This window comes from Pseudomonas flavescens, from assembly GCF_013408425.1.
Lineage (GTDB): Bacteria > Pseudomonadota > Gammaproteobacteria > Pseudomonadales > Pseudomonadaceae > Aquipseudomonas > Aquipseudomonas fulva_A.
Map to the genome: position 1 here is coordinate 5684161 of NZ_JACBYV010000001.1, position 19231 is coordinate 5703391.

A 19231-nucleotide genomic window follows, 5' to 3' on the forward strand; every position below is an offset into this window, starting at 1 on the left:
GCGGCCATTCGGCTCAGGTACCTGTGGGAGCGGGCCATGCCCGCGAAGCGTCACGGGCATGGCCCGTTCCCACGATCAATGTCCGGATGACCGTTTCTGTTTTGTCACCGTCGAGCCATGGGCATACGAACTCAACTCTACGTTCTGGAGCAGGATCCAAGTTCCTACGCTCGGCTGCTGACCTCGACCCGCAGTGCCTTGTCCGTTGGCGTGCAGCTGACGGTCACCGGGCAGAAGGCCTCGATCACCTGGATATTGCTTTGCAGGTGCTCGCTCAGGTGCGTGGTGGTGAAGCTGCCCGCACCCGCCAGTGCCATGGGCAGCAAGAGTTGGTCGGCCAGGTGCTCGGCTACCGCCGCCTCGCTGGCAAGCCACTGACGCAGCGGTTCGATGGCCCGGTCGGCGACCGCTTCGGCCCGCACGCTGGTCTGTCCGAAGGCGCAGAACTGTTCCGTCAGGTTCTCGCAGGCCACCGTCAGCATGAGGATGTTGCCGGGACCGTGACTGTGATCCAGCCAGGTGCAGTGCAGATCCTCGTCCGCCCACTTCAGGCGCTTGCCGACACGCTCCAGTTCGCGCTCACCGACATGCCCGGCGATCCCGGCCAGCAGCACCTGTGCGTGCTGCCCGGTTATCGCACCGCGTTCGGTCAGGTGCAGCGGCAGCAGTTGCGAGGGCTGAATGAAGGCCTCCAGTTCGCCTCCACCGGCCGGCACGAAACCGTGGCGGTGCAATTGCAGTTCGACCTGCGCGCCCATGCGCCGCAGCAGCGGTAGCCAGGCCTGATCGAGAAAGTCGAAAGGCGGCGCCGCCGGGTTGTGGGTACCACCACTGATGTGTACGCGGCTCGGTTCGGCGGCACGCAGCAGGGCCGGCAGAATGGTCTGCAGCACCAGGGTGCAGCTGCCCGCCGAGCCGATGGCGAAGCGGTAGTCACCGCCGCGCACTGCCTGCGGGCGGAAGGTCAGGGTAGTGGCGTGCATCTGCGCACCCTCGACCTCGGCCGTGCTGATCTGCGCGGCAGCCAGTACGGCGGTCAAGTGCTGACGCAGCAGGCCCGGCCGGCTGCGCTTGGCGCGGATGTTGTGAATACGCAATGGCGTGCCGGTGATCATCGACAGGCTCAGCGCGGTGCGCAGCACCTGGCCGCCGCCGATGGCGCCATCCAGTTCGAGAATTTCCTTGTTCATCTGTGAATCCTTTGATCGTTCCCACGCTCCGCGTGGGAATACCTATCGGGACGCTCCGCGTCCCACTCAGCGGTAGGCTGGGTCGAGCAGGCGACACCCGAGATATCGCCCTGGGTATCGCTTCGCTCGACCCGGGTAAAGAACGCGGCTCAGGCGTAGTACCTGACCATCTCGCGCAGGTAGTCATCCAGCACGCGGCTGCCCGACTCGCAGGCGTACAGCACCTTGACGTTGCGCTCGCGCTCGACGCGTTGCAGCCCTTCAAGCACCCGCTCGCGCATGGCGTCGCTGAGGGGGTGGCGTTCTTCCGTTGCCATGTCCATTTCCTTTCTTCATTACGCGCTTAACGCAATCGTTCGTAACTGCCTTTCAATACAAGTCCATCGGCTTCAAGTCGTTCGACACGCTGCAGTAACGCTGCTCGTTCGCCCTTCGAGGTTGTCGGGTCGACCATCAGGTATTGTTTGCTGCACCAGACGCTCAGTTGCTCCAGCCAATACCCTTGTTCTTCAGGGGTTCTATCCAGGCGTATCAACAGGTACTTCAGTTGCTGCCAGCGTGGCCGCATCCCGAGTATTGCCGCACGCCGCCTGTTGGTTAGCTCATACCATCCATGATCCAGCCTGGCGTCGAGTTCGCTGGCCAGCTCGTTCCAGTCCTGCGAACTCAAGCGCTCTACCGCTTTGGCGAACACCTTGTCGCAGGCGTCATCCAGTGCCACCAACTGCCTCGATAGATCCGCCTGTTTCAGGCTCTCGACAGCAGCTAGACGCACGCTGCTCATGGGCGCCTGCTGGGCCTGGTCTTTCCAGCGGTCGTCCAGGTCGACCGCCAGCTCGCAAGCCAGGCCAAGCAACCCTAGCCATTCGCGCTTGTTGGCTGGCGTCCGCTGTTCGAGGCGGGCACCCAGTACTTCGCGTGCGTCGATCTGCCAGCGTGGAGCAGCCCAGCGTGCCAGGTTGCGTACTGCAGGTGACGCATCCAGCAGCGCTTGGCGCAGCAATGGGCGTGGGTCATCGAGCGACGTCAGCAGATACCGCAAGGCATTGACCCGAACACTGGCGCCCGGTGTCGCTAAAGCCCTCAGCAACAATGGACGCGCCAGATCCGCTGGCAGCATCTGGCAGGCCGACACCGCCATTTGTCGTACTGTCATCTCACGATGCACCAGTGCCTTGCCGAGCAGGCTGGTTGGCTCGTCGCTTGCCTCCAGCAACAGCTCGAAAAGAAACCGGGCGCTTTTGCCGTGCTGTACGAGGAAGGCCGCCAGCACCGCATCGCGCACTTCGGGCCCCTGCAACACCGTGCGCGCTGCCTCCAGCGTTTTGCTGTGATCGGCGCGGTGACGCTCTGCAAGCGCCATCAGGGGCTGCAGGGCATACAGCAACGTTGGCGCATGCTCGGACATAAGATATTGCCGTACGCCGGCATTGGCCTGCTGGCGTACCGGCGGTACCCAGTCGTTGACCCGTTCGAGCAGGACAGCCAAAGCTGCTGGCGACGGCAACTCGCGCAGTTCACGCACCGCGATCTCGCGCACGAAGCCATTGCCGTGACTGCTCAGCGTTAGCCAGTCGGCGTCGTCCTTGCAGCCTGCGAGGACTTCCAATGCTTCGCGGTGACGATAGTTTTCCCAATAATTATCGGAAGCAGGGCGGCTGTTCAGCCACTGCAGCCAGTCTTTCAGATGTTTCATATTCTCTATCCTTTCACGCACACCACCTGACGCAGGGTGTGCATGATTTCTACCAGCTCGCGCTGGGCGTTCATGACATGGTCGAGCCTTGTGGGCCATCGATCGGTCCCACGCTCCGCGGTGGGCTGGGTCGAGCAGGCGACACCCGAGATATCGCCCCGGGTATCGCTTCGCTCGACCCGGGCTAATAACGCGGCTCAGGCGTAGTGCCTGACCATCTCGCGCAGGTAGTCATCCAGCATGCCGCTGTCCGCCTCGGTGCGCGGCAGTTTCGGCACCGGCCGTTCCAGCTGCGCCTCGATAAAGCCGTGCAGGGCCGTGCGCCGAGGGCCATAGGCCGACTCATCGGCCCTGCGCTTGAGGGCCAGCAGTTCGTCGACTTCCTCCAGCAGTGCACGGTCGTCCACCGTCTGCAGCAGGTCGGCGAAGGTCATTGGCGGCCGGCCGCGGCCCTGGTCGATCCAGCGTACGGCCAGCAGCGGGCGCAGCACGTAGAAGTACTTCTTGAAACGCACCGACTCGCCTTGCAGGTAGCCACGAAAGTTCTTCTTGGCCATCGACAGGTAGTGGTTGCGCGCTGCCGGCGGGCTGTAGAACCGTTCGGCCAGTTCGCGCAGCCGCACCGTGGCGTCGCCTTCCTGGCGATACACCAGGGGCGAGTCCAGCCATTCCAGCAACGTGGGGTTGGATTTGCGCAACAGCCCGAGGGTCTTGCGCAGCTCCCAGCCACTGACGTCCAGCTCGTCATCCAGTGGACGCTCTATCACGTCACGGCCTTCATCGACCTGGACGAACCAGTCCGGCTTTTCCACGTAGACGAAGCGCACGTCATAGTCACTATCGGTCGAAGCGAACCCCCAGGCGCGGCTGCCCGATTCGCAGGCGTACAGCACCTTGACGTTGCGCTCGCGCTCGACGCGTTCGAGTTCAGCCAGTACCCGAGCGCGCATGGCGTCGCTGAGGGGGTGGCGTTGTTGCATGTCCATGTGTTCGATCCTTGTCTAATCCGTCGCGCTGGCGGCCAGCGCGGACAATGTTCGGCGTCGCGGGTTGTACAGTGTGAGGCACCAGATGCCCCACCATTCCTTGCCGTCGTCGAAGTAGCTGCTCCAACTGCTGCGCTGCGGTTCGACGTCTGCATTGCCGACCCAGTCGAACACCTGCAGTCCCTCGTCGGGGTGCAGCTTCAGCACCTGCAGCCATTCGCGGAAGTCCGTCACCTGCAGCCCGGTCCCGTAGGGAGGATCGCGGAAGTTTCGGCACAGCAGGCCGTCGTCGCTGATCAATTCACGCACGTCATCAGCCGTGAGCACCTGCGGGCGAGCCTGGGCCAGATTCGCTGGCACAGGTTGCCAGCGCTGCTCGGCATAGCGGGGCTCGCGTGCAATCAGCTCCTGCCGCCAAATTCGTGCGCGCTCCTCAATGGTCTCGAAGAGCATCTGCAGCGCCAGGCGATGTTCCGCTTCGCCTGGCGTGGCGGTTGGGTCGAGCGTTGCCACCGCGAAGTCAAAGACGCAGCCCGCCTGTTCCAGGCGGGTGCGCAGTTCATCGAGTCGCTGGTTTCGTACGGGTTGCAGCATGTCCTCACCTCATCCTTTCACGCACACCACCTGACGCAGGGTGTGCATGACTTCTACCAGCTCGCGCTGGGCGTCCATGACATGGTCGATGTCCTTGTAGGCCATCGGGATTTCGTCGATCACGTCGGCGTCCTTGCGGCATTCGACGTGGGCCGTGGCCTTGATCTGGTCGGCCACGGTGAACAGCTTCTTGGCCTTGGTGCGGCTCATGGTTCGGCCGGCGCCGTGGCTGCAGGAGCAGAACGCTTCCTCGTTACCCAGCCCGCGCACGATGAAGCTCTTGGCACCCATCGAGCCGGGGATGATGCCCAGTTCGCCCTTCTTGGCGGACACCGCCCCCTTGCGCGTTACCAGTACCTCTTCACCGAAGTGGCGTTCCTTCTGCACGTAGTTGTGGTGGCAGTTGACCGCTTCCAGGGCGACTTCGAACGGTTTGGCGATGACGCCCCGGGCCGCTGCGATCACCGCATGCATCATCAATGCACGGTTCTGCTTGGCGAAGTCCTGAGCCCAGCCCACCGCTTCCACGTAGTCGGCGAAGTGCTGGCTGCCTTCTTCGAAGTAGGCCAGGTCGCGATCCGGCAGGTTGGCGATGTGCTGGCGCATATCGGCCTGGGCCAGTTCGATGAACAGGTTGCCGATGGCGTTACCCACACCGCGCGATCCGCTGTGCAGCATGAACCAGACCCGGTTGGCTTCGTCCAGGCAGACCTCGATGAAGTGGTTGCCGGTTCCCAGCGTTCCCAGGTGCTTGCGGTTGTTGGTCTTCTCCAGTTTCGGGTATTTGTCGGTGATCACCTTGAAGCGATCGCTCAGCGCCGACCAGGCGTGATCGGCCAGGTCCGGTACGTTTTCCCAGGCACCACGGTCGCGACCGGCGCGGGTGTTGCTGCGGCCATGGGGAACGGCTTTCTCGATGGCGGCGCGCAGCCCGGCCAGGTTGTCCGGCAGGTCGGTGGCAGTCAGCGAGGTACGTGCGGCGATCATTCCGCAGCCGATATCCACGCCGACCGCAGCCGGGATGATGGCGCCGATGGTGGGAATCACGCTGCCGATGGTCGAGCCCTTACCCAGGTGCACATCCGGCATCACGGCCAGGTGCTTGAAGATGAAGGGCATCTTCGCGGTATTCATCAGCTGCTGGCGGGCCTCTTCCTCGACCGGAACGCCTTGCGTCCACAGTTTGATCGGCTTGCCGTTGGCGACTTCCAGCAGGTTGTAGGTCTTGGTTTGCATCATCATTCACTCGTATTCGTGCTGGCCGTGCCAGCGTTTGCAGTGCGGCGACAATCGTTGGTGAAACATGCGCGTTGCTCTATCCAGTTGAGCTACCCGTTGCCGGGGCGGGAGTCGAACCCGCAACCTTCACGTTCTGTAGTTCCACCGGCATTCGCCGGATCAATCAAAAAGTGGAGGCTAAGCCTCCGTGCAGCGACAAGTTCAGCGGGCATGTGCTCTGCCAGATGAGCGTCTTGCTTTCGCAAGGTGGGATTCGAACCCACAGTTCCGATGGAATGCCCGGCCGCATTCGCTGCGTTGTTTAAAGATGCGACGACAAAGGTGGTGAAACGTATTTTCGTGTTCTGCCATTGAACTACGGCCCCCCAGTGATGGAGCCGACGGGATTCGAACCCGCATCTCGACCGTGGAAGGGTGTAGTTCCACCGGCATTCGTCGCAAAACCGTTGAATCAGGTGGCACGACAAGATGAGTGACTGTTCCGTGTTGCCACGGGCGGGAATGAACCCGCTTAACCGATGTACAGCCACTGGCATTCGTGCCTCGCTTCGCCATGACCAGGTTCGCCGGGACTGTTCGCGCTAGCGCGTTGCAGGGCTTGAACCTGCTCGCTCTTACCGGTTTTGCCGGTTTGGCTTACCTGTAGTCCCAGCGGCATTCATGACGCCGCGAAGTTGCTTCTTTGGGTGCTTCGCCCGTTGCACGAAGCACCACTTTTCATATCTCCATCTGCTCGATGGCGTCTACCCAGTGGGCTGCGCCATAGGTACCGTTGGCGAACTGTGCCACCACATCGAACACCGCGTCGCTGAAGCCGCCGACATTCAGGATGTCTGCACGATCCGGCGCCTGGGTGGTGCCATGGGGCTGCAGGTCGATGCAGATCAACCGCGCTTGCGGGTTGAGGTGCTTGATCCGTTCCCATTGCCGCAGGGTTTGCGTGGCGCCATGACGTCGGGCGTCGATCCAGGATTCGTTGTCGGAAACCAGAATCAATGTATCCACCCGGGCCTTGGCGTCCGCCAATTGTTGCAGGGGGGCCGAGCAACTGGTTCCGCCGCCACCGATTGCCGCCAGTTTCTGGGCATTGCTCATCACGCTGTCACGCGGGTTGAGCGTTACCTTCACCACCTTGTTCTCGAACGGCAGCACCTGGGCATGCGGTTGCTTGCGCAGGATAGCCGCTGCCACCAGTGCCGCGACGTCGATGCAGCGCACCGCCGTGGTCGCACCCTGGCGGTAGCCGGTTACCGGGCTCGCCATCGAACCCGACACATCCGGGCAGACCACCACGTTGCCGCTCAGCACCGGCACGTTGGCCAGCGACAGCTCCAGGGCATCCTGCAGCGCTTCGCGCACCACCAGCGGTACTTCGCTGCTGGCCATGCGGTAGGCCGCCAGCAGCTGGTAGGGGTAAACCCGCGCCTTGGCCACCGCCTCTGCGTCGGCCAGCCGTGCGGCGACGATCTCCGCGCAACCCCTGATCTCGAATGCGCCATGGCGCAGCAGCGTGTTCAGGTTCATGCGCAGTGCCTGCCAGCCCATACGTCCTGCCAGTTCGGCCCATTGCGCCTTGTTCAGCGTCTCGTTACCGAGCAACTGGAATGGCACGTCCGGCAGTTCGCTGCTGGTGCCGCTGCGAAACGCCAGCAGGGAGCGGGTCAGCGGTGGCAGCGCAGCGACATCCGCCGGTTTGCCGATCAGCCAGGCGAAGAACGCCTCGCGCCATGCTTCTGCCGGCTTGGGGTGAACCATCTTCACCACGTCTGCCAGGGAGGGCTGGTTGCCGATCGCCGCCTGCAACAGTTGGCGCTCGCTGGCCGTGTTGAGCCAGTTCTGCACCAGTCGCTTGGGTTGCGAGCCCAGGGATTTACGCCCAGTCACACCACTACGTAGGATCTGCACGAAGGTGCGCAGCATCTTGCCGTTATCCACCACCTCGGCGAACAGCGCCGGTACCAGGCTCGAACGTTGCGCCGCCAGGGCAGCCAGCAGCAGGGCGGGCATGTCCTTCATGTGGCCTTTCTTGCGGGCATACAGGGCGGCCTTGGCCACGTAGCGGCTATCCAGTTGAGCGACCAGCGCCAGCACGTCGGCCAGTTGGGTCTCGGCCGCGGCGTAGTAGGTCTGGTTCAGGCAGCCGGTTACCGCCAGTTGCGCCAGTTTGTGCTTGGGCTTGTAGGTGTAAGCCGGAGCCTGTGCCTTGTTCAGCGTATCGCTGGTTGGCAGGTGCGCTTCCTGGGTATTGAACAGCTTGAAGTTGGCCATCTTGGCGTCTCGCTCTGTGTTTCCGTGTTGCCAGAGCTATTGCAGTCGCTGTGCCAGCTTTTCGTTTTTTGCGCTTATTTAATTTCAAATAACTGATTTATAAGGATTTAAATTTATTTTTTGAGGATTATTTGACGAAGCGATTGGTGGGTTATCTCTGATTTTTATAGATGAATGGATAGTGTTTTATATTTTTAGATAAAATTTGAAAATCGTCTTCCATCCGTAAAATCAAGAGGCAGCTGACATGGCACGCAAGCGCACGGTCGCAATCGGTTTCATCGGCGCGACCCTGGATCGAGTGGGCAAGGGCGCCAACCGCTGGAACAAATGGCGACCCAGCATTGGCTTGTGTCAGCAGCCGGATCTGCTCATCGATCGCCTCGAGCTGATTCATGGCGCCGATGCACGCGACATCAGCCTGGCTGAGCGCGTGCGTGCCGATATCGAGCAGATATCCCCGGAAACCGAGGTGCGCCTGCGGCCGATGCCTCTGCGCAATCCCTGGGATTTCGAAGAGGTCTATGGGGCGCTGCACTATTTCACCAGTGCCTATGCGTTCGACACCGAGCAGGAGGATTACCTGGTGCACATCACCACCGGGACCCACGTGGCGCAGATCTGCTGGTTCCTGCTCACCGAGGCGCGCTACCTGCCGGCGCGTCTGGTGCAGACCTCGCCAGCGCGTAAGCGTGATGACGATGCTCAGGTCACCGGTACCCATGCGCTGATCGATCTCGACCTGTCGCGCTACGACCGGATCGCCAGCCGTTTCCAGCACGAGCGCCTGGAGGGGCTGGCTTTTCTCAAGTCGGGGATCGCGACGCGTAATGCCGCCTTCAACCGTTCCATCGAGCAGATCGAGCGGGTGGCGGTGCGCTCCAGGGCGCCCATGCTGCTGATCGGCCCGACCGGTGCGGGCAAGTCCTTTCTGGCTCGGCGTATCTATGAGCTCAAGCGCAGCCGGCATCAGGTCGAGGGACGCTTCGTCGAGGTGAACTGCGCGACCTTGCGCGGTGACGGCGCCATGTCGACTCTGTTCGGTCATATCAAGGGGGCCTTCACTGGCGCGCAGAATGCCCGTGACGGTCTGTTGCGGGCGGCCGATGGCGGCATGCTGTTTCTCGACGAAATCGGCGAGCTGGGGCTGGATGAGCAGGCCATGCTGCTCAAGGCCGTCGAGGAGAAGCGTTTTTTCCCGCTCGGCTCCGACAAGGAAGTGGCCAGCGACTTCCTGCTCATTGCCGGCACCCACCGGGACCTGCGGGCGCGGGTCGCGCAGGGCGTGTTCCGTGAGGACCTGTTCGCGCGTATCAACCTGTGGACCTTCGAACTGCCAGGGTTGGCCGGGCGTCGCGAGGACATCGAGCCGAACATCGACTTCGAGCTGCAGCGCCATGCTCGCGAGCAGGGGCGCCTGGTGCGCTTCAACCTGGAGGCGCGGCGCCGCTACCTGGCCTTCGCCAGCTCTGGCGACGCAGCCTGGCAAGGTAACTTCCGGGAGCTTTCCGCCTCCATCACGCGCATGGCTACCCTGGCCGACAGCGGGCGAATCGATGAAGCCCAGGTGCAGGAGGAAATCGAACGCCTGCGTCGCGCCTGGGGGCTGGCTGACCAGAACGACGAGTTGGACGAGCTGCTGGGCGGATCGGCAGCGGATCTCGATCTGTTTGATCGCCTGCAGCTGCGCGCGGTGATTGCGGTTTGTCGCGAGGCTGGCAGCCTGTCCGACGCGGGGCGGCGCCTGTTCGACATCTCCCGCCAGGCCAGAGCCCAGCCCAACGATGCCGATCGCTTGCGCAAGTACCTGGCGCGATTCGGCCTCGACTGGAAAGCGCTGCGGCAGGTCGATTGAGCGAGGTGCTCTTTTGGTGCTTGTAGCGCACTAAGTTCGTGCTTAAAGGTCGCGAATTTATCTGGGTTACAGCGGTTTATTTATAGCTTGGCACCAAAAACTTTCATAAAAGCGTCATTTTGCCCTTTTTTAGGGCGTGTCGTTCTTGCTAGAGTCGCGGCAACTTTTTCGCGGCGCAGGGACGCCAGGAGCTTTTCATGACGCTTTCCGTAGACCGTTTTCTCGATCGCCTGAAGCAGCGCGACCCCGATCAGCCGGAATTCCACCAGGCGGTGGAAGAGGTGCTGCGCAGCCTGTGGCCCTTTCTCGAGGCCAATCCTCATTACCTGCAGGCCGGGATCGTCGAGCGCATCGTCGAACCTGAGCGGGCTGTACTGTTCCGCGTGCCGTGGGTCGATGATGCGGGTCAGGTGCAGGTCAATCGTGGCTTTCGGGTGCAGATGAACAGTGCCATCGGCCCTTACAAGGGCGGCCTGCGCTTTCACCCGTCGGTGAACCTCAGCGTGCTCAAGTTCCTGGCCTTCGAGCAGACCCTGAAGAACTCCCTGACCTCGCTGCCCATGGGCGGCGGCAAGGGCGGGGCGGACTTCGATCCCAAGGGCAAGAGCGACGCCGAAGTGATGCGTTTCTGCCAGTCGTTCATGAGCGAGCTGTACCGCCATATCGGTGCGGATCTCGATGTGCCGGCCGGAGACATCGGCGTTGGGGCCCGCGAGATCGGTTTTATGTTCGGGCAGTACAAGCGCCTGGCCAACGAGTTCTCCTCGGTGCTCACCGGCAAGGGCCTGAGTTATGGCGGCAGCCTGATCCGCCCGGAGGCGACGGGGTATGGCTGCGTGTATTTCGCCGAGGAAATGCTCAAGACCCGTGGCCGCAGCTTCGACGGTCAGCGCGTGGCGATCTCCGGTTCCGGCAATGTGGCGCAATACGCCGCACGCAAGGTCATGGAGCTGGGTGGGCAGGTGATTTCGCTGTCCGACTCCGAGGGCACTCTGTACGCCGAAGCGGGCTTCAGCGAGGCGCAGTGGCAGGACCTCATGGTGCTGAAGAACCAGCAGCGCGGCCGCATCCGCGAGCTGGAGGGCAACGGCCTGCGCTTCCAGGCCGGTCAACGGCCGTGGAGCCTGGCGTGCGACATCGCCCTGCCATGCGCCACCCAGAACGAGCTGAGCCTGGATGATGCCCGCACGCTGCTGGGCAATGGCTGCGTGTGCGTCGCAGAAGGCGCCAACATGCCCACCACCCTGGACGCCGTGGACCTGTTCATCGAGCACGGCACCCTGTTCGCACCGGGCAAGGCCTCCAATGCCGGTGGCGTTGCGGTCAGCGGCCTGGAAATGTCGCAGAACGCCATGCGCCTGCATTGGAGCGAAGGCGAGGTGGACGAGAAGCTGCACTGCATCATGCAGTCCATCCATGGCGCCTGCGTACGCCACGGCGAGGAAAACGGCACCATCAACTATGTGAAAGGCGCCAACATCGCCGGCTTCGTCAAAGTGGCGGATGCGATGCTGGCTCAGGGCGTGGTTTAACGTCCCTGACGCACGGCAGGGCAATCCTGCCGCGCGTTCTGTTTCATGAGTGCGCCGGTGGCCGCCGGCGTTCCGGTCAAGCAGGCGATCACTCGCCGCCCAGCCCAGGCTGACCACCGGTCAGTCCGCTCGGCAAAAAACACTCAACCATCTCCCACTGTCACGACTCCTACACACAAGAGGATGAAAATGCCTCCCCGTTGCGGCAGCAGGATGTCGTCGCGGGTCAGAACAAAACTGGATTAGCGAGAGTCGTGCAATGAAATCGATCCCTGGAATGCTCGAAGGCGCGATGGCCGTCCGCTTCTATCAAAGCGTGAATGGTCCTTTCCCCATCGAAGTCGGCGCTGCCGTGCCCGGCTCCAGCATGTCCGCCATCGTCAAGCCGACCGCTGGGCTGGCGATGCTCGATCCCATGAGTGAAGAGGACCTGGGGCTGTCGCTGCTCGAGGCCGAGGCCACCGGGCTGCAGCCGGAAAAGGTCTGCGATCAGCTCAATGCGTTCATTGGCGGGCGGCGGGTCAATTGCACCAGTGCCGCCGAGGTCGAGGCGATCACCCATCTGTTCCGCGCCTGCGCCATCGAGCCGGAGTTCGCGCTGGCCACCCTGGACGCGGCGGCGCTGTACCTGCCCAAGGCACTGCCCGTGGATCAGTACCCGGAAACCATCGCCCGGGATCTGTTCATCCTCGCCAGGCCGTTCGAGACCCCGCGTCTGCGTTGACGCTGCTCAGCGGGCCGCACTCACGTACCGTGCTCTGGAGGGCGATGACGATTGCCTCGCTTCGGTGAGCGATCGCCGTTTATTTGCCTTCTCAGGCTTCTCTCGCTCGCTTGTTGCGCCTTAGAATCATTATCTTTAAGGTGCCCGCGAGATCCCGATCATGATGTTGACCCTCCCCGATGTGCTGACGCCCGAGCAGTTGCGCCAATGCCGCGCGGCGCTTGAGCAGGCGGCCTGGCAGGATGGTCGCGGCACCGCCGGACACGTCGCTCAGCGCGCCAAGGATAATCGGCAGCTCGCTCACGACGATCCCCTGGCCGTGCAGATTGGCGATTTCATCGTCGATTGCCTGGGCGCCAATCCACTCTTCGTCTCTGCGGCATTGCCGCTCAAGGTGCTGCCCCCGCGCTTCAATCGCTACGAGGGTGGCGGCACCTATGGCAACCATGTCGACAATGCCATTTTCAGTGTGCCCGGCACGCCACATCGGGTGCGCAGCGATCTCTCCGCGACGCTGTTCTTCAGTGACCCCGACGAGTACGACGGCGGTGAGCTGGTGGTCGAGGACAGCTATGGCAGCCACAGCGTGAAGCTGCCTGCCGGGCACCTGATTCTCTATCCCGGCACCAGCCTGCACCGTGTCATGCCGGTGACCCGCGGCGTGCGGTTCGCCTCGTTCTTCTGGATTCAGAGCCTGGTCCGCGAGGACAGCCAGCGCAGCATGCTGTTCGAACTGGATCAGGCGATTCAGGGCGTCACCCGGCAACTGCCTGAAAGCCCGGAGGCGGTGCGCCTGACGGGCGTGTATCACAACCTGCTGCGGCACTGGGCGAATACCTGAGCATGGAAACCGTGCAGCAGATACCGCCGGGCATCGCGTCGGTCAGCGATTATCGCGCCATCGCCCAGACGCGCATGAGCGAGCAGGCCTGGGCTTATATCGACGGCGGCGTTGCCGATGAGCTGACCCTGCAGGCCAACGTCGCGGCCTTCCAGCACCTGCGCCTGCGCAGCCGGGTGTTGCGTGACCTCAGTGGGGGGCATACCCGCAGGCAACTGTTTGGCGTCACCCACGATTTCCCGATCCTGCTGGCGCCGGTCGCTTACCAGAAGCTCGCCCATCCGGCGGGCGAGTTGGCCACGGTGATGGCTGCGTCGGCCTTGCAGGCCGGGATGATCGTCAGCACTCAGGCGAGCACCAGCCTGGAAGCGATTGCCGCAGCGGCCAGCAACCCGTTGTGGTTTCAGCTGTACATCCAGCCCGACCGGGCTTTTACCGAAGCCCTTGTACGGCGCGCTGAAGCGGCCGGTTATCGTGCGCTGGTGCTGACGGTGGACGCGCCCGTCAACGGCGTGCGCAACCGCGAGCAGCGTGCAGGGTTCGTGCTGCCTGAGGGTGTGCAGGCAGTCAATCTGCAGGGCATGCGCACGCCCGTCATCAAACCCGCACCGGACAACGGCGCCTTGCTGCTCGGTGGCAGCCTGCTCGCTGCGGCGCCGACTTGGGCAGATATACGCTGGCTGCGCTCGATCACCACGTTGCCGCTGCTACTCAAGGGTGTCACCGAAGTGGATGACGCCAATGAAGCCCTGGCGCAGGGCGTGGATGGTTTGATCGTGTCCAACCATGGCGGCCGAACGCTCGATGGCATGGCCGCCAGCCTCGACTCCCTGGAGCCGATTGCCGATGCACTGCAGGGCCGAATGCCGCTGCTGTTCGACGGTGGCATTCGGCGCGGCAGCGACATCCTCAAGGCGCTGGCGCTGGGCGCCGATGCGGTGCTGATCGGCAGGCCTTACCTCTATGGCCTGGCCGCTGCCGGGGCCGCTGGTGTGGCCCATGTGATCCAGCTCTTGCGTGCCGAGCTGGAGGTGGCCATGGCGTTGACCGGTTGCCGTGATCTGGCGGCCATCGACAAACGGGTGCTGGCACGCTGACCGATCAACAGGGCGGCTTCACTGATGAGCAAGGCTGGAGCGCTGGCCCTGCGCGTCAGCCGCCATTCGAGATCGAACCGATGCATGCCGCCAATGAGAATGATTGTAATTAGCTGATGGTAGTATATATCATTTGCTCTTCACGACTTTTCGGGGGGAGCTTTCATGTTGCACATAAAAAAATCGCTAACGCGTCGTCCTCAACCTAGCCTGCTGGCCTCGGCCATCGGCTTTGCCTTGGCTTCTTGTGCGTGGGGTGCGGTTGCCCAATCGGCCACCAAACCAGGCTCGCTCGAGCTAGGTGACGTAAGGATTCAGGGCCAGCAGGAGGAAAATTACCGGGTCGAGCAGTCTGCATCGGCAAAGATCGCGACGCCCTTGCTCGATACTCCACAGACCATCACGGTAGTGCCGCAGAAACTCATCGAGGAGCAGCAGGCGCTGAGTTTGCGCCAGGTGCTGTCCAATGTGTCCGGTATCACCTTCAACGCCGGGGAGGGCGGTGGTGGTTCGGGTGACAGCATCAACATTCGTGGCTTCAGTGCCAACGCCAACATGCAGATCGACGGCCTGCGTGACAGCGCGCAGACCAGCCGCACCGACACCTTCAACATCGATCAGGTCGAGGTCATCAAGGGCCCGAACTCGGTATTCGGTGGCGCCGGCACCACGGGCGGCAGCATCAACGTGATCAGCAAGCAGCCGCAGGATCGCGCCTTCACGCGTATCGGTGGCAGCGTGGGCACCGACAGCTACTACCGCATGACGCTCGACACCAACCAGCCGCTCGAAGGTGTGGGCACCGACAGCGCCGTGCGCCTGAACCTGATGGGCCACAAGAACGACGTAGCGGGGCGCGACGAGATCGACCGCAAGCGCTGGGGGATTGCCCCGTCGCTGCGCCTGGGGCTGAACGACTCCACCCGTCTGACCCTCAGCCTGCACCACCAGCAGGACGACAACCTACCGGATTACGGCGTGCCAGCACTGGACGGCAAGCGCCTGGCCGGTGTCGATCGCGAGGCCTACTTCGGCTGGAAGAACCTCGACAAGGAAGAGATCGAGCAAAGCGCGTTCACCGCCAACTTCGAGCACGAGTTCAACGATGACCTGAGCATCCAGAACCTGACCCGCTACAGCCTGGTCAACCGCGATACCACGGTGTCGGCGTCCCACGTCAATACCACCGGGTTGCCGGCAGGCAGTTACCGGCCAGCGGGCCCGCAAGGTTATGGCCGCGATGCCGAGACTGAAATGTGGATCAACCAGACCAACCTGAAGGCGGCTTTCGATACCTTCGGCCTGGCGCACAATCTGGTGGTCGGAGCGGAAATTTCCCGCGAGACTCTGGATCTGCGCACTTACAGCTACAACCTGACCAGCGCGGCGCCTTATCCGGTTGCCAATCTAGGCAATCCTCCCAAGTACTGGAGCGGTGCGACCAACAAGGCCAACAGCGGTTACACCGAGACCAAGCTGACCGACAAGGCGATCTACTTCTTCGACACCATTGCCCTCAATGAGCAATGGGACCTCAATGGCGGCGTGCGGGTGGACTGGATGGACGGCCAAGCCCGCGCCTTCAATGCCACGCAGCAGCCAACTACCCGTTTCGACTCCAATGATCGCAAGGCCAGCAGCCGCGTCGGTTTGGTCTACAAGCCTGTGGAGAACGGACGGTTCTATGTCGCCTGGGGCAACTCCTTCAACCCGTCGGCCGAAAACCTGGCGTCTACAGGCGGTGGCTTGACCGTCGCGACAGCGAACCTGGACCCGGAAAAGAACGAGACGTGGGAGCTGGGTACCAAGTGGGAGCTGTTCGACCGCCGAGTGGAACTGGACGCGGCGGTATTCCGGGTGGAGAAGAGCAATGCTCGGGAAACCATGTCCGACGGCTCGACGCAGTTGGCGGGCAAACAGCGTGTCGATGGCTTCGAGCTGGGCCTGACCGGTCATGTGACCGAACAGTGGGATGTGTTCGCCAACTACACCTTCCTCGACAGCGAGACGCTCAAGGCCGCCGATACTCCGGCAGGTGTGGGGCGCGTAGGGCAGGCGCTGGGCAATACACCGCCACGCTCCTTCAACCTGTGGACAACCTACGAGCTGCCTGCAGGCTGGAGCATCGGCTACGGCGCTCGCTACGTCAGCGAGCGCAACGTGACCTCCAGCACGCGCGCCAAACTGGATGACTACTGGCTGCACAACGCCATGGTTGCCTACAAGGTCAACGAGAATCTGGATCTGCAGCTCAACGTCAACAACCTGTTCGATAAGGATTACGTCGAGCGAGTGCGCCAGCAGGCTGGTGCGGTGGCACGTTCTTCAGCTATCGAATATGGCGATGGCCGTTCTGCCCTGTTGTCTGCGACCTACAACTTCTGATTCAAACCTGACCAGCCCCGCCAACGCACCAGCGTTGGCGGGGCTTTCTCGCAGGTGGGGTCTGGATGGCTGTAAAGGTCGGGTAAATATCGAGCATTCCAAATGATTCTCATCTAGAGTCGCGCGGTTTCATGTCAGGTCCATCTGCTGAGTGTTAATCGTGTTCAAGAAAGTCTTGTTCCAACTGCACTGGTTTTTTGGCATCACTGCCGGCCTGGTGCTTGCCCTGATGGGCGTGACCGGTGCGCTGTACAGCTTTCAGGAGGAAATCCTGCTGGCGATCAATCCGCAGATGGCGGTGACGGCGCAGCCGGGATCGGTACTCGAGCCCGGCGAGATGATCGAGCGGCTGCAAGCTCAGGGCATCGGTGTGTCCGGCCTTTATGTGGATACCGAAGGCGGCCAGCCAGCGCGGGTGTTCCTGACCCCGCCGCCGGGTGAGCGACGTGGCGGTGTGCGCTTCGTCGACCCTTACACCGCCGAGTCACTGGGCGAGCCGCGGGGCATGGCGTTCTTCGGTCTGATGCTGCAACTGCATCGCTTCCTCGCCATGGGCCAGACGGGCCGGCAGATCACCGGCGCCTGTACCATCGCCCTGGTGTTCTTCTGCCTGTCCGGGCTCTATCTGCGCTGGCCGCGGCGGGTGTTCAGCTGGCGCGCCTGGCTGACGTTCGACTGGGCCAAGAAGGGCCGTGCTTTCAACTGGGATCTGCATGCAGTGGTCGGCACCTGGTGCCTGCCGCTTTATCTGTGTGCGGCGCTGACGGGCCTGTATTGGTCATACGACTGGTACCGCAGCGGCCTGGAAACCCTGCTCAGCGATACGCCCCGTGAGGCAGGCGAGGGGCGCGGCCGACGCGGCCCACCGCCCGATGGCCAGCCAAAGCCTGAGGTGAACTACGCGAACCTCTGGCAAGGCATTCAGCGAACGGCGGGCGACAAGCTCGGCGTTTACAGCCTGCAGCTGCCCAATGCACTCGGCCAGCCGGCGCGGGTGTTCTTCATGCTGCGCGACGCCGAGCACACACGCGCCTTCAACCAGATGCAGCTCGACCCGCTGACCGGCGAAGCCAAGCAGGTCGAGCGCTACGCCGACAAGTCGTTCAAGGCGCAACTGCTGGCCAGTGTCTACGCCCTGCATACCGGTGAGTACTTCGGCATGCCCGGGCGGGTGCTGATGATGGTCGCCAGTTTGCTGATGCCATTGTTCTTCATCACCGGCTGGTTGCTGTACCTGGACCGACGACGCAAGAAGCGTGCGGCGCTGGCAGCCCGCCAGGCGCTGGCTGGTGGCGAAGGCGGTGAATCCTGGTTGGTGGCGTTCGCCAGCCAGAGCGGCTTCGCCGAGCAACTGGCCTGGCAGACGGCCGGGCAGTTGCAGGCGGCCGGCATGACGGTGGAGGTGCAGCCGCTGGCGCGCATCGATACCGCCAGGCTGAGTACCACGCCCCGTGCCTTGCTGGTGCTCAGCACCTTTGGCGACGGCGAGGCGCCGGATAGCGCTCGCGGCGTGGAAAGGCAATGGCTGGCGGCGACCCTGGATCTGCCGCAGCTGCGCTATGCGGTACTGGCTCTCGGTGATCGGCAGTACAGCCAATTCTGCGGCTTTGCCCGGCGCCTCGACGACTGGTTGTACAGCCGTGGAGCCCTGCGTCTCGGCGAGCGTGTCGAGGTCGACGGTGACGACGAGGCGGCGCTGCTCGCCTGGCAACGGCAATTGGCCGATCTGACCGGCGTGCAGCCGCTACCGGTGCAGCACGTACCCTTCGATGGCTGGACGCTGCGCGCGCGTGAATGCCTCAATCCCCACGGCCAGGGTCAGAGCACCTGGCTGATCGGCTTGCAGCCACCGACCGGCGTCTCGTGGGAGGCCGGCGATATCCTGGAGATTGTGCCGCGCAATGGCGAGGCTCAGGTTCGTCACTGGCTGCACGAGCATGGCTTGCAGGCACTGGAATCCGTGGTCATCGAGCCGTTGGGGCACACGCTTGGCGAGGCGCTGAGCGCTCGTCAGTTACCGTTCAGCGCCAGCCATCTGGTTGGTCTGCATGCCCAGGCGCTGCTCGATGCGCTGGTGCCGCTGGCGAGCCGCGAGTACTCCATCGCGTCCTTGCCCGAGGAGGGCAAGCTGGAGCTGATCGTACGCCAGCAACACCTTGCTAACGGGCAGCTGGGCGCGGGCTCCGGCTGGGTGACCGCGCATCTGCCGGTCGGTGCACAGCTGCTGGCGCGGGTGCGTCGCAACAGTGGTTTCCATGCTCCCGTGGATGATCGACCGGTGATCCTGATCGGCAACGGCACGGGCCTGGCGGGTCTGCGCAGCCTGCTCAAAGCACGCATCGCGGCAGGCCATACGCGCAACTGGCTGCTGTTTGGCGAGCGCAGTGTCGAGCACGATTTCTACTGCGGTGAGGAACTGCAGGGCTGGGCGAATGGCGGCCAGCTGCAGCGTCTTGATCTGGCCTTCTCCCGCGATCAGGCACAGCGCATCTACGTGCAGGATCGACTGCGTGAAGCAACCGAGGAGCTACGTGCATGGATCGCCGATGGCGCTGCCGTCTATGTATGCGGCAGCCTGCAGGGCATGGCGGCGGGGGTGGATCAGGTGTTGCGCGAGGTGCTGGGCGAGGCGGTGGTCGAGGAGCTGGTGGAGCAGGGACGGTACCGGCGGGATGTGTACTGAGGGCTCGCTCTGTCGTTATGGGCAAGTGCTGAAGTGGGTGCGGCCCGTGCGCTAATCGCGGGCATGGCTAGGCGTCCCCGCCCGCTACCACCGTCGAGCTGACCTCCTGACCCGCTGCTGCATTCGTCACGCTGGCTGCCT

Annotated in this window: 13 protein-coding genes, 1 tRNA gene and 2 pseudogenes; 7 read left to right on the forward strand and 9 right to left on the reverse strand. The window is 63.0% G+C overall.

Translation table 11 applies throughout. The features are described from left to right. Positions 1-164: 164 nt before the first annotated feature. The 9 genes and pseudogenes from rtcA to FHR27_RS25390 all read right to left on the reverse strand — a co-directional run bounded on the left by rtcA (position 165) and on the right by FHR27_RS25390 (position 7973). The gene (rtcA, locus tag FHR27_RS25355) at positions 165-1190 is read right to left on the reverse strand and encodes an RNA 3'-terminal phosphate cyclase (RefSeq protein WP_179539890.1); all 1026 of its coding nucleotides are present in this window, start codon (positions 1188-1190) and stop codon (positions 165-167) included. A gap of 194 nt (positions 1191-1384) precedes the next feature. Further along, positions 1385-1507, reverse strand: a pseudogene (locus FHR27_RS25360) (DNA polymerase beta superfamily protein); the annotation flags it as partial. A 26-nt stretch (positions 1508-1533) separates the two neighbouring features. Continuing rightward, a complete protein-coding gene (locus FHR27_RS25365) occupies positions 1534-2886 on the reverse strand; it encodes a PBS lyase (RefSeq protein ID WP_179540163.1) in 1353 nt (450 codons plus the stop codon). A gap of 5 nt (positions 2887-2891) precedes the next feature. Then, positions 2892-2972 (reverse strand): annotated as a pseudogene (locus FHR27_RS27375) (hypothetical protein); the annotation flags it as partial. Between the two features lie 111 nt (positions 2973-3083). Further along, positions 3084-3872 carry a nucleotidyltransferase domain-containing protein gene (locus FHR27_RS25370; RefSeq protein WP_179539891.1) on the reverse strand — a complete coding sequence of 263 codons (789 nt, stop codon included), beginning with the start codon at positions 3870-3872 and terminating at the stop codon, positions 3084-3086. 15 nt (positions 3873-3887) lie between these two features. Beyond that, positions 3888-4466: a hypothetical protein gene (locus FHR27_RS25375; RefSeq protein WP_179539892.1), complete on the reverse strand. Its 579-nt coding sequence runs from the start codon at positions 4464-4466 to the stop codon at positions 3888-3890. Between the two features lie 9 nt (positions 4467-4475). Next, on the reverse strand, positions 4476-5702 hold the full coding sequence (locus tag FHR27_RS25380; protein WP_042554981.1) for an RtcB family protein: 1227 nt from the start codon (positions 5700-5702) through the stop codon (positions 4476-4478). 241 nt (positions 5703-5943) lie between these two features. Continuing rightward, positions 5944-6066, reverse strand: a tRNA-OTHER gene (locus tag FHR27_RS25385). Positions 6067-6422: 356 nt separating this feature from the next. Beyond that, a complete protein-coding gene (locus FHR27_RS25390; RefSeq protein WP_179539893.1) occupies positions 6423-7973 on the reverse strand; it encodes a vWA domain-containing protein in 1551 nt (516 codons plus the stop codon). A 247-nt stretch (positions 7974-8220) separates the two neighbouring features. Between FHR27_RS25390 and rtcR the strand changes: the two genes are divergently transcribed. The 7 genes from rtcR to FHR27_RS25425 all read left to right on the forward strand — a co-directional run bounded on the left by rtcR (position 8221) and on the right by FHR27_RS25425 (position 19090). Further along, positions 8221-9828: an RNA repair transcriptional activator RtcR gene (gene rtcR / locus FHR27_RS25395; RefSeq protein WP_179539894.1), complete on the forward strand. Its 1608-nt coding sequence runs from the start codon at positions 8221-8223 to the stop codon at positions 9826-9828. A gap of 197 nt (positions 9829-10025) precedes the next feature. Continuing rightward, positions 10026-11360: an NADP-specific glutamate dehydrogenase gene (gene gdhA, locus FHR27_RS25400; protein ID WP_179539895.1), complete on the forward strand. Its 1335-nt coding sequence runs from the start codon at positions 10026-10028 to the stop codon at positions 11358-11360. 259 nt (positions 11361-11619) lie between these two features. After that, entirely contained in the window at positions 11620-12084 is a 465-nt protein-coding gene (locus tag FHR27_RS25405; RefSeq protein WP_179539896.1) for a hypothetical protein, read from the forward strand. Positions 12085-12244: 160 nt separating this feature from the next. After that, the gene (locus FHR27_RS25410) at positions 12245-12925 is read left to right on the forward strand and encodes a Fe2+-dependent dioxygenase (RefSeq protein WP_179539897.1); all 681 of its coding nucleotides are present in this window, start codon (positions 12245-12247) and stop codon (positions 12923-12925) included. 2 nt (positions 12926-12927) lie between these two features. Further along, positions 12928-14022 (forward strand): alpha-hydroxy acid oxidase, encoded by a 1095-nt coding sequence (locus FHR27_RS25415; RefSeq protein ID WP_179539898.1) that lies wholly within the window; start codon positions 12928-12930, stop codon positions 14020-14022. A 165-nt stretch (positions 14023-14187) separates the two neighbouring features. Continuing rightward, positions 14188-16407 (forward strand): TonB-dependent receptor, encoded by a 2220-nt coding sequence (locus FHR27_RS25420; protein WP_179539899.1) that lies wholly within the window; start codon positions 14188-14190, stop codon positions 16405-16407. A gap of 160 nt (positions 16408-16567) precedes the next feature. Further along, the gene (locus FHR27_RS25425) at positions 16568-19090 is read left to right on the forward strand and encodes a PepSY domain-containing protein (RefSeq protein ID WP_179539900.1); all 2523 of its coding nucleotides are present in this window, start codon (positions 16568-16570) and stop codon (positions 19088-19090) included. Positions 19091-19231: the final 141 nt, after the last annotated feature.

Bases quoted from the DNA above. Each gene is read 5' to 3' on its own strand.
- FHR27_RS25415 (WP_179539898.1), top strand. From the start codon at position 12,928: ATGGAAACCGTGCAGCAGATACCGCCGGGCATCGCGTCGGTCAGCGAT.
- rtcR (WP_179539894.1), top strand. From the start codon at position 8,221: ATGGCACGCAAGCGCACGGTCGCAATCGGTTTCATCGGCGCGACCCTG.
- gdhA (WP_179539895.1), top strand. From the start codon at position 10,026: ATGACGCTTTCCGTAGACCGTTTTCTCGATCGCCTGAAGCAGCGCGAC.
- FHR27_RS25390 (WP_179539893.1), bottom strand. From the start codon at position 7,973: ATGGCCAACTTCAAGCTGTTCAATACCCAGGAAGCGCACCTGCCAACC.
- FHR27_RS25370 (WP_179539891.1), bottom strand. From the start codon at position 3,872: ATGGACATGCAACAACGCCACCCCCTCAGCGACGCCATGCGCGCTCGG.
- FHR27_RS25405 (WP_179539896.1), top strand. From the start codon at position 11,620: ATGAAATCGATCCCTGGAATGCTCGAAGGCGCGATGGCCGTCCGCTTC.
- FHR27_RS25420 (WP_179539899.1), top strand. From the start codon at position 14,188: ATGTTGCACATAAAAAAATCGCTAACGCGTCGTCCTCAACCTAGCCTG.
- FHR27_RS25410 (WP_179539897.1), top strand. From the start codon at position 12,245: ATGATGTTGACCCTCCCCGATGTGCTGACGCCCGAGCAGTTGCGCCAA.
- FHR27_RS25380 (WP_042554981.1), bottom strand. From the start codon at position 5,702: ATGCAAACCAAGACCTACAACCTGCTGGAAGTCGCCAACGGCAAGCCG.
- FHR27_RS25365 (WP_179540163.1), bottom strand. From the start codon at position 2,886: ATGAAACATCTGAAAGACTGGCTGCAGTGGCTGAACAGCCGCCCTGCT.
- FHR27_RS25375 (WP_179539892.1), bottom strand. From the start codon at position 4,466: ATGCTGCAACCCGTACGAAACCAGCGACTCGATGAACTGCGCACCCGC.
- rtcA (WP_179539890.1), bottom strand. From the start codon at position 1,190: ATGAACAAGGAAATTCTCGAACTGGATGGCGCCATCGGCGGCGGCCAG.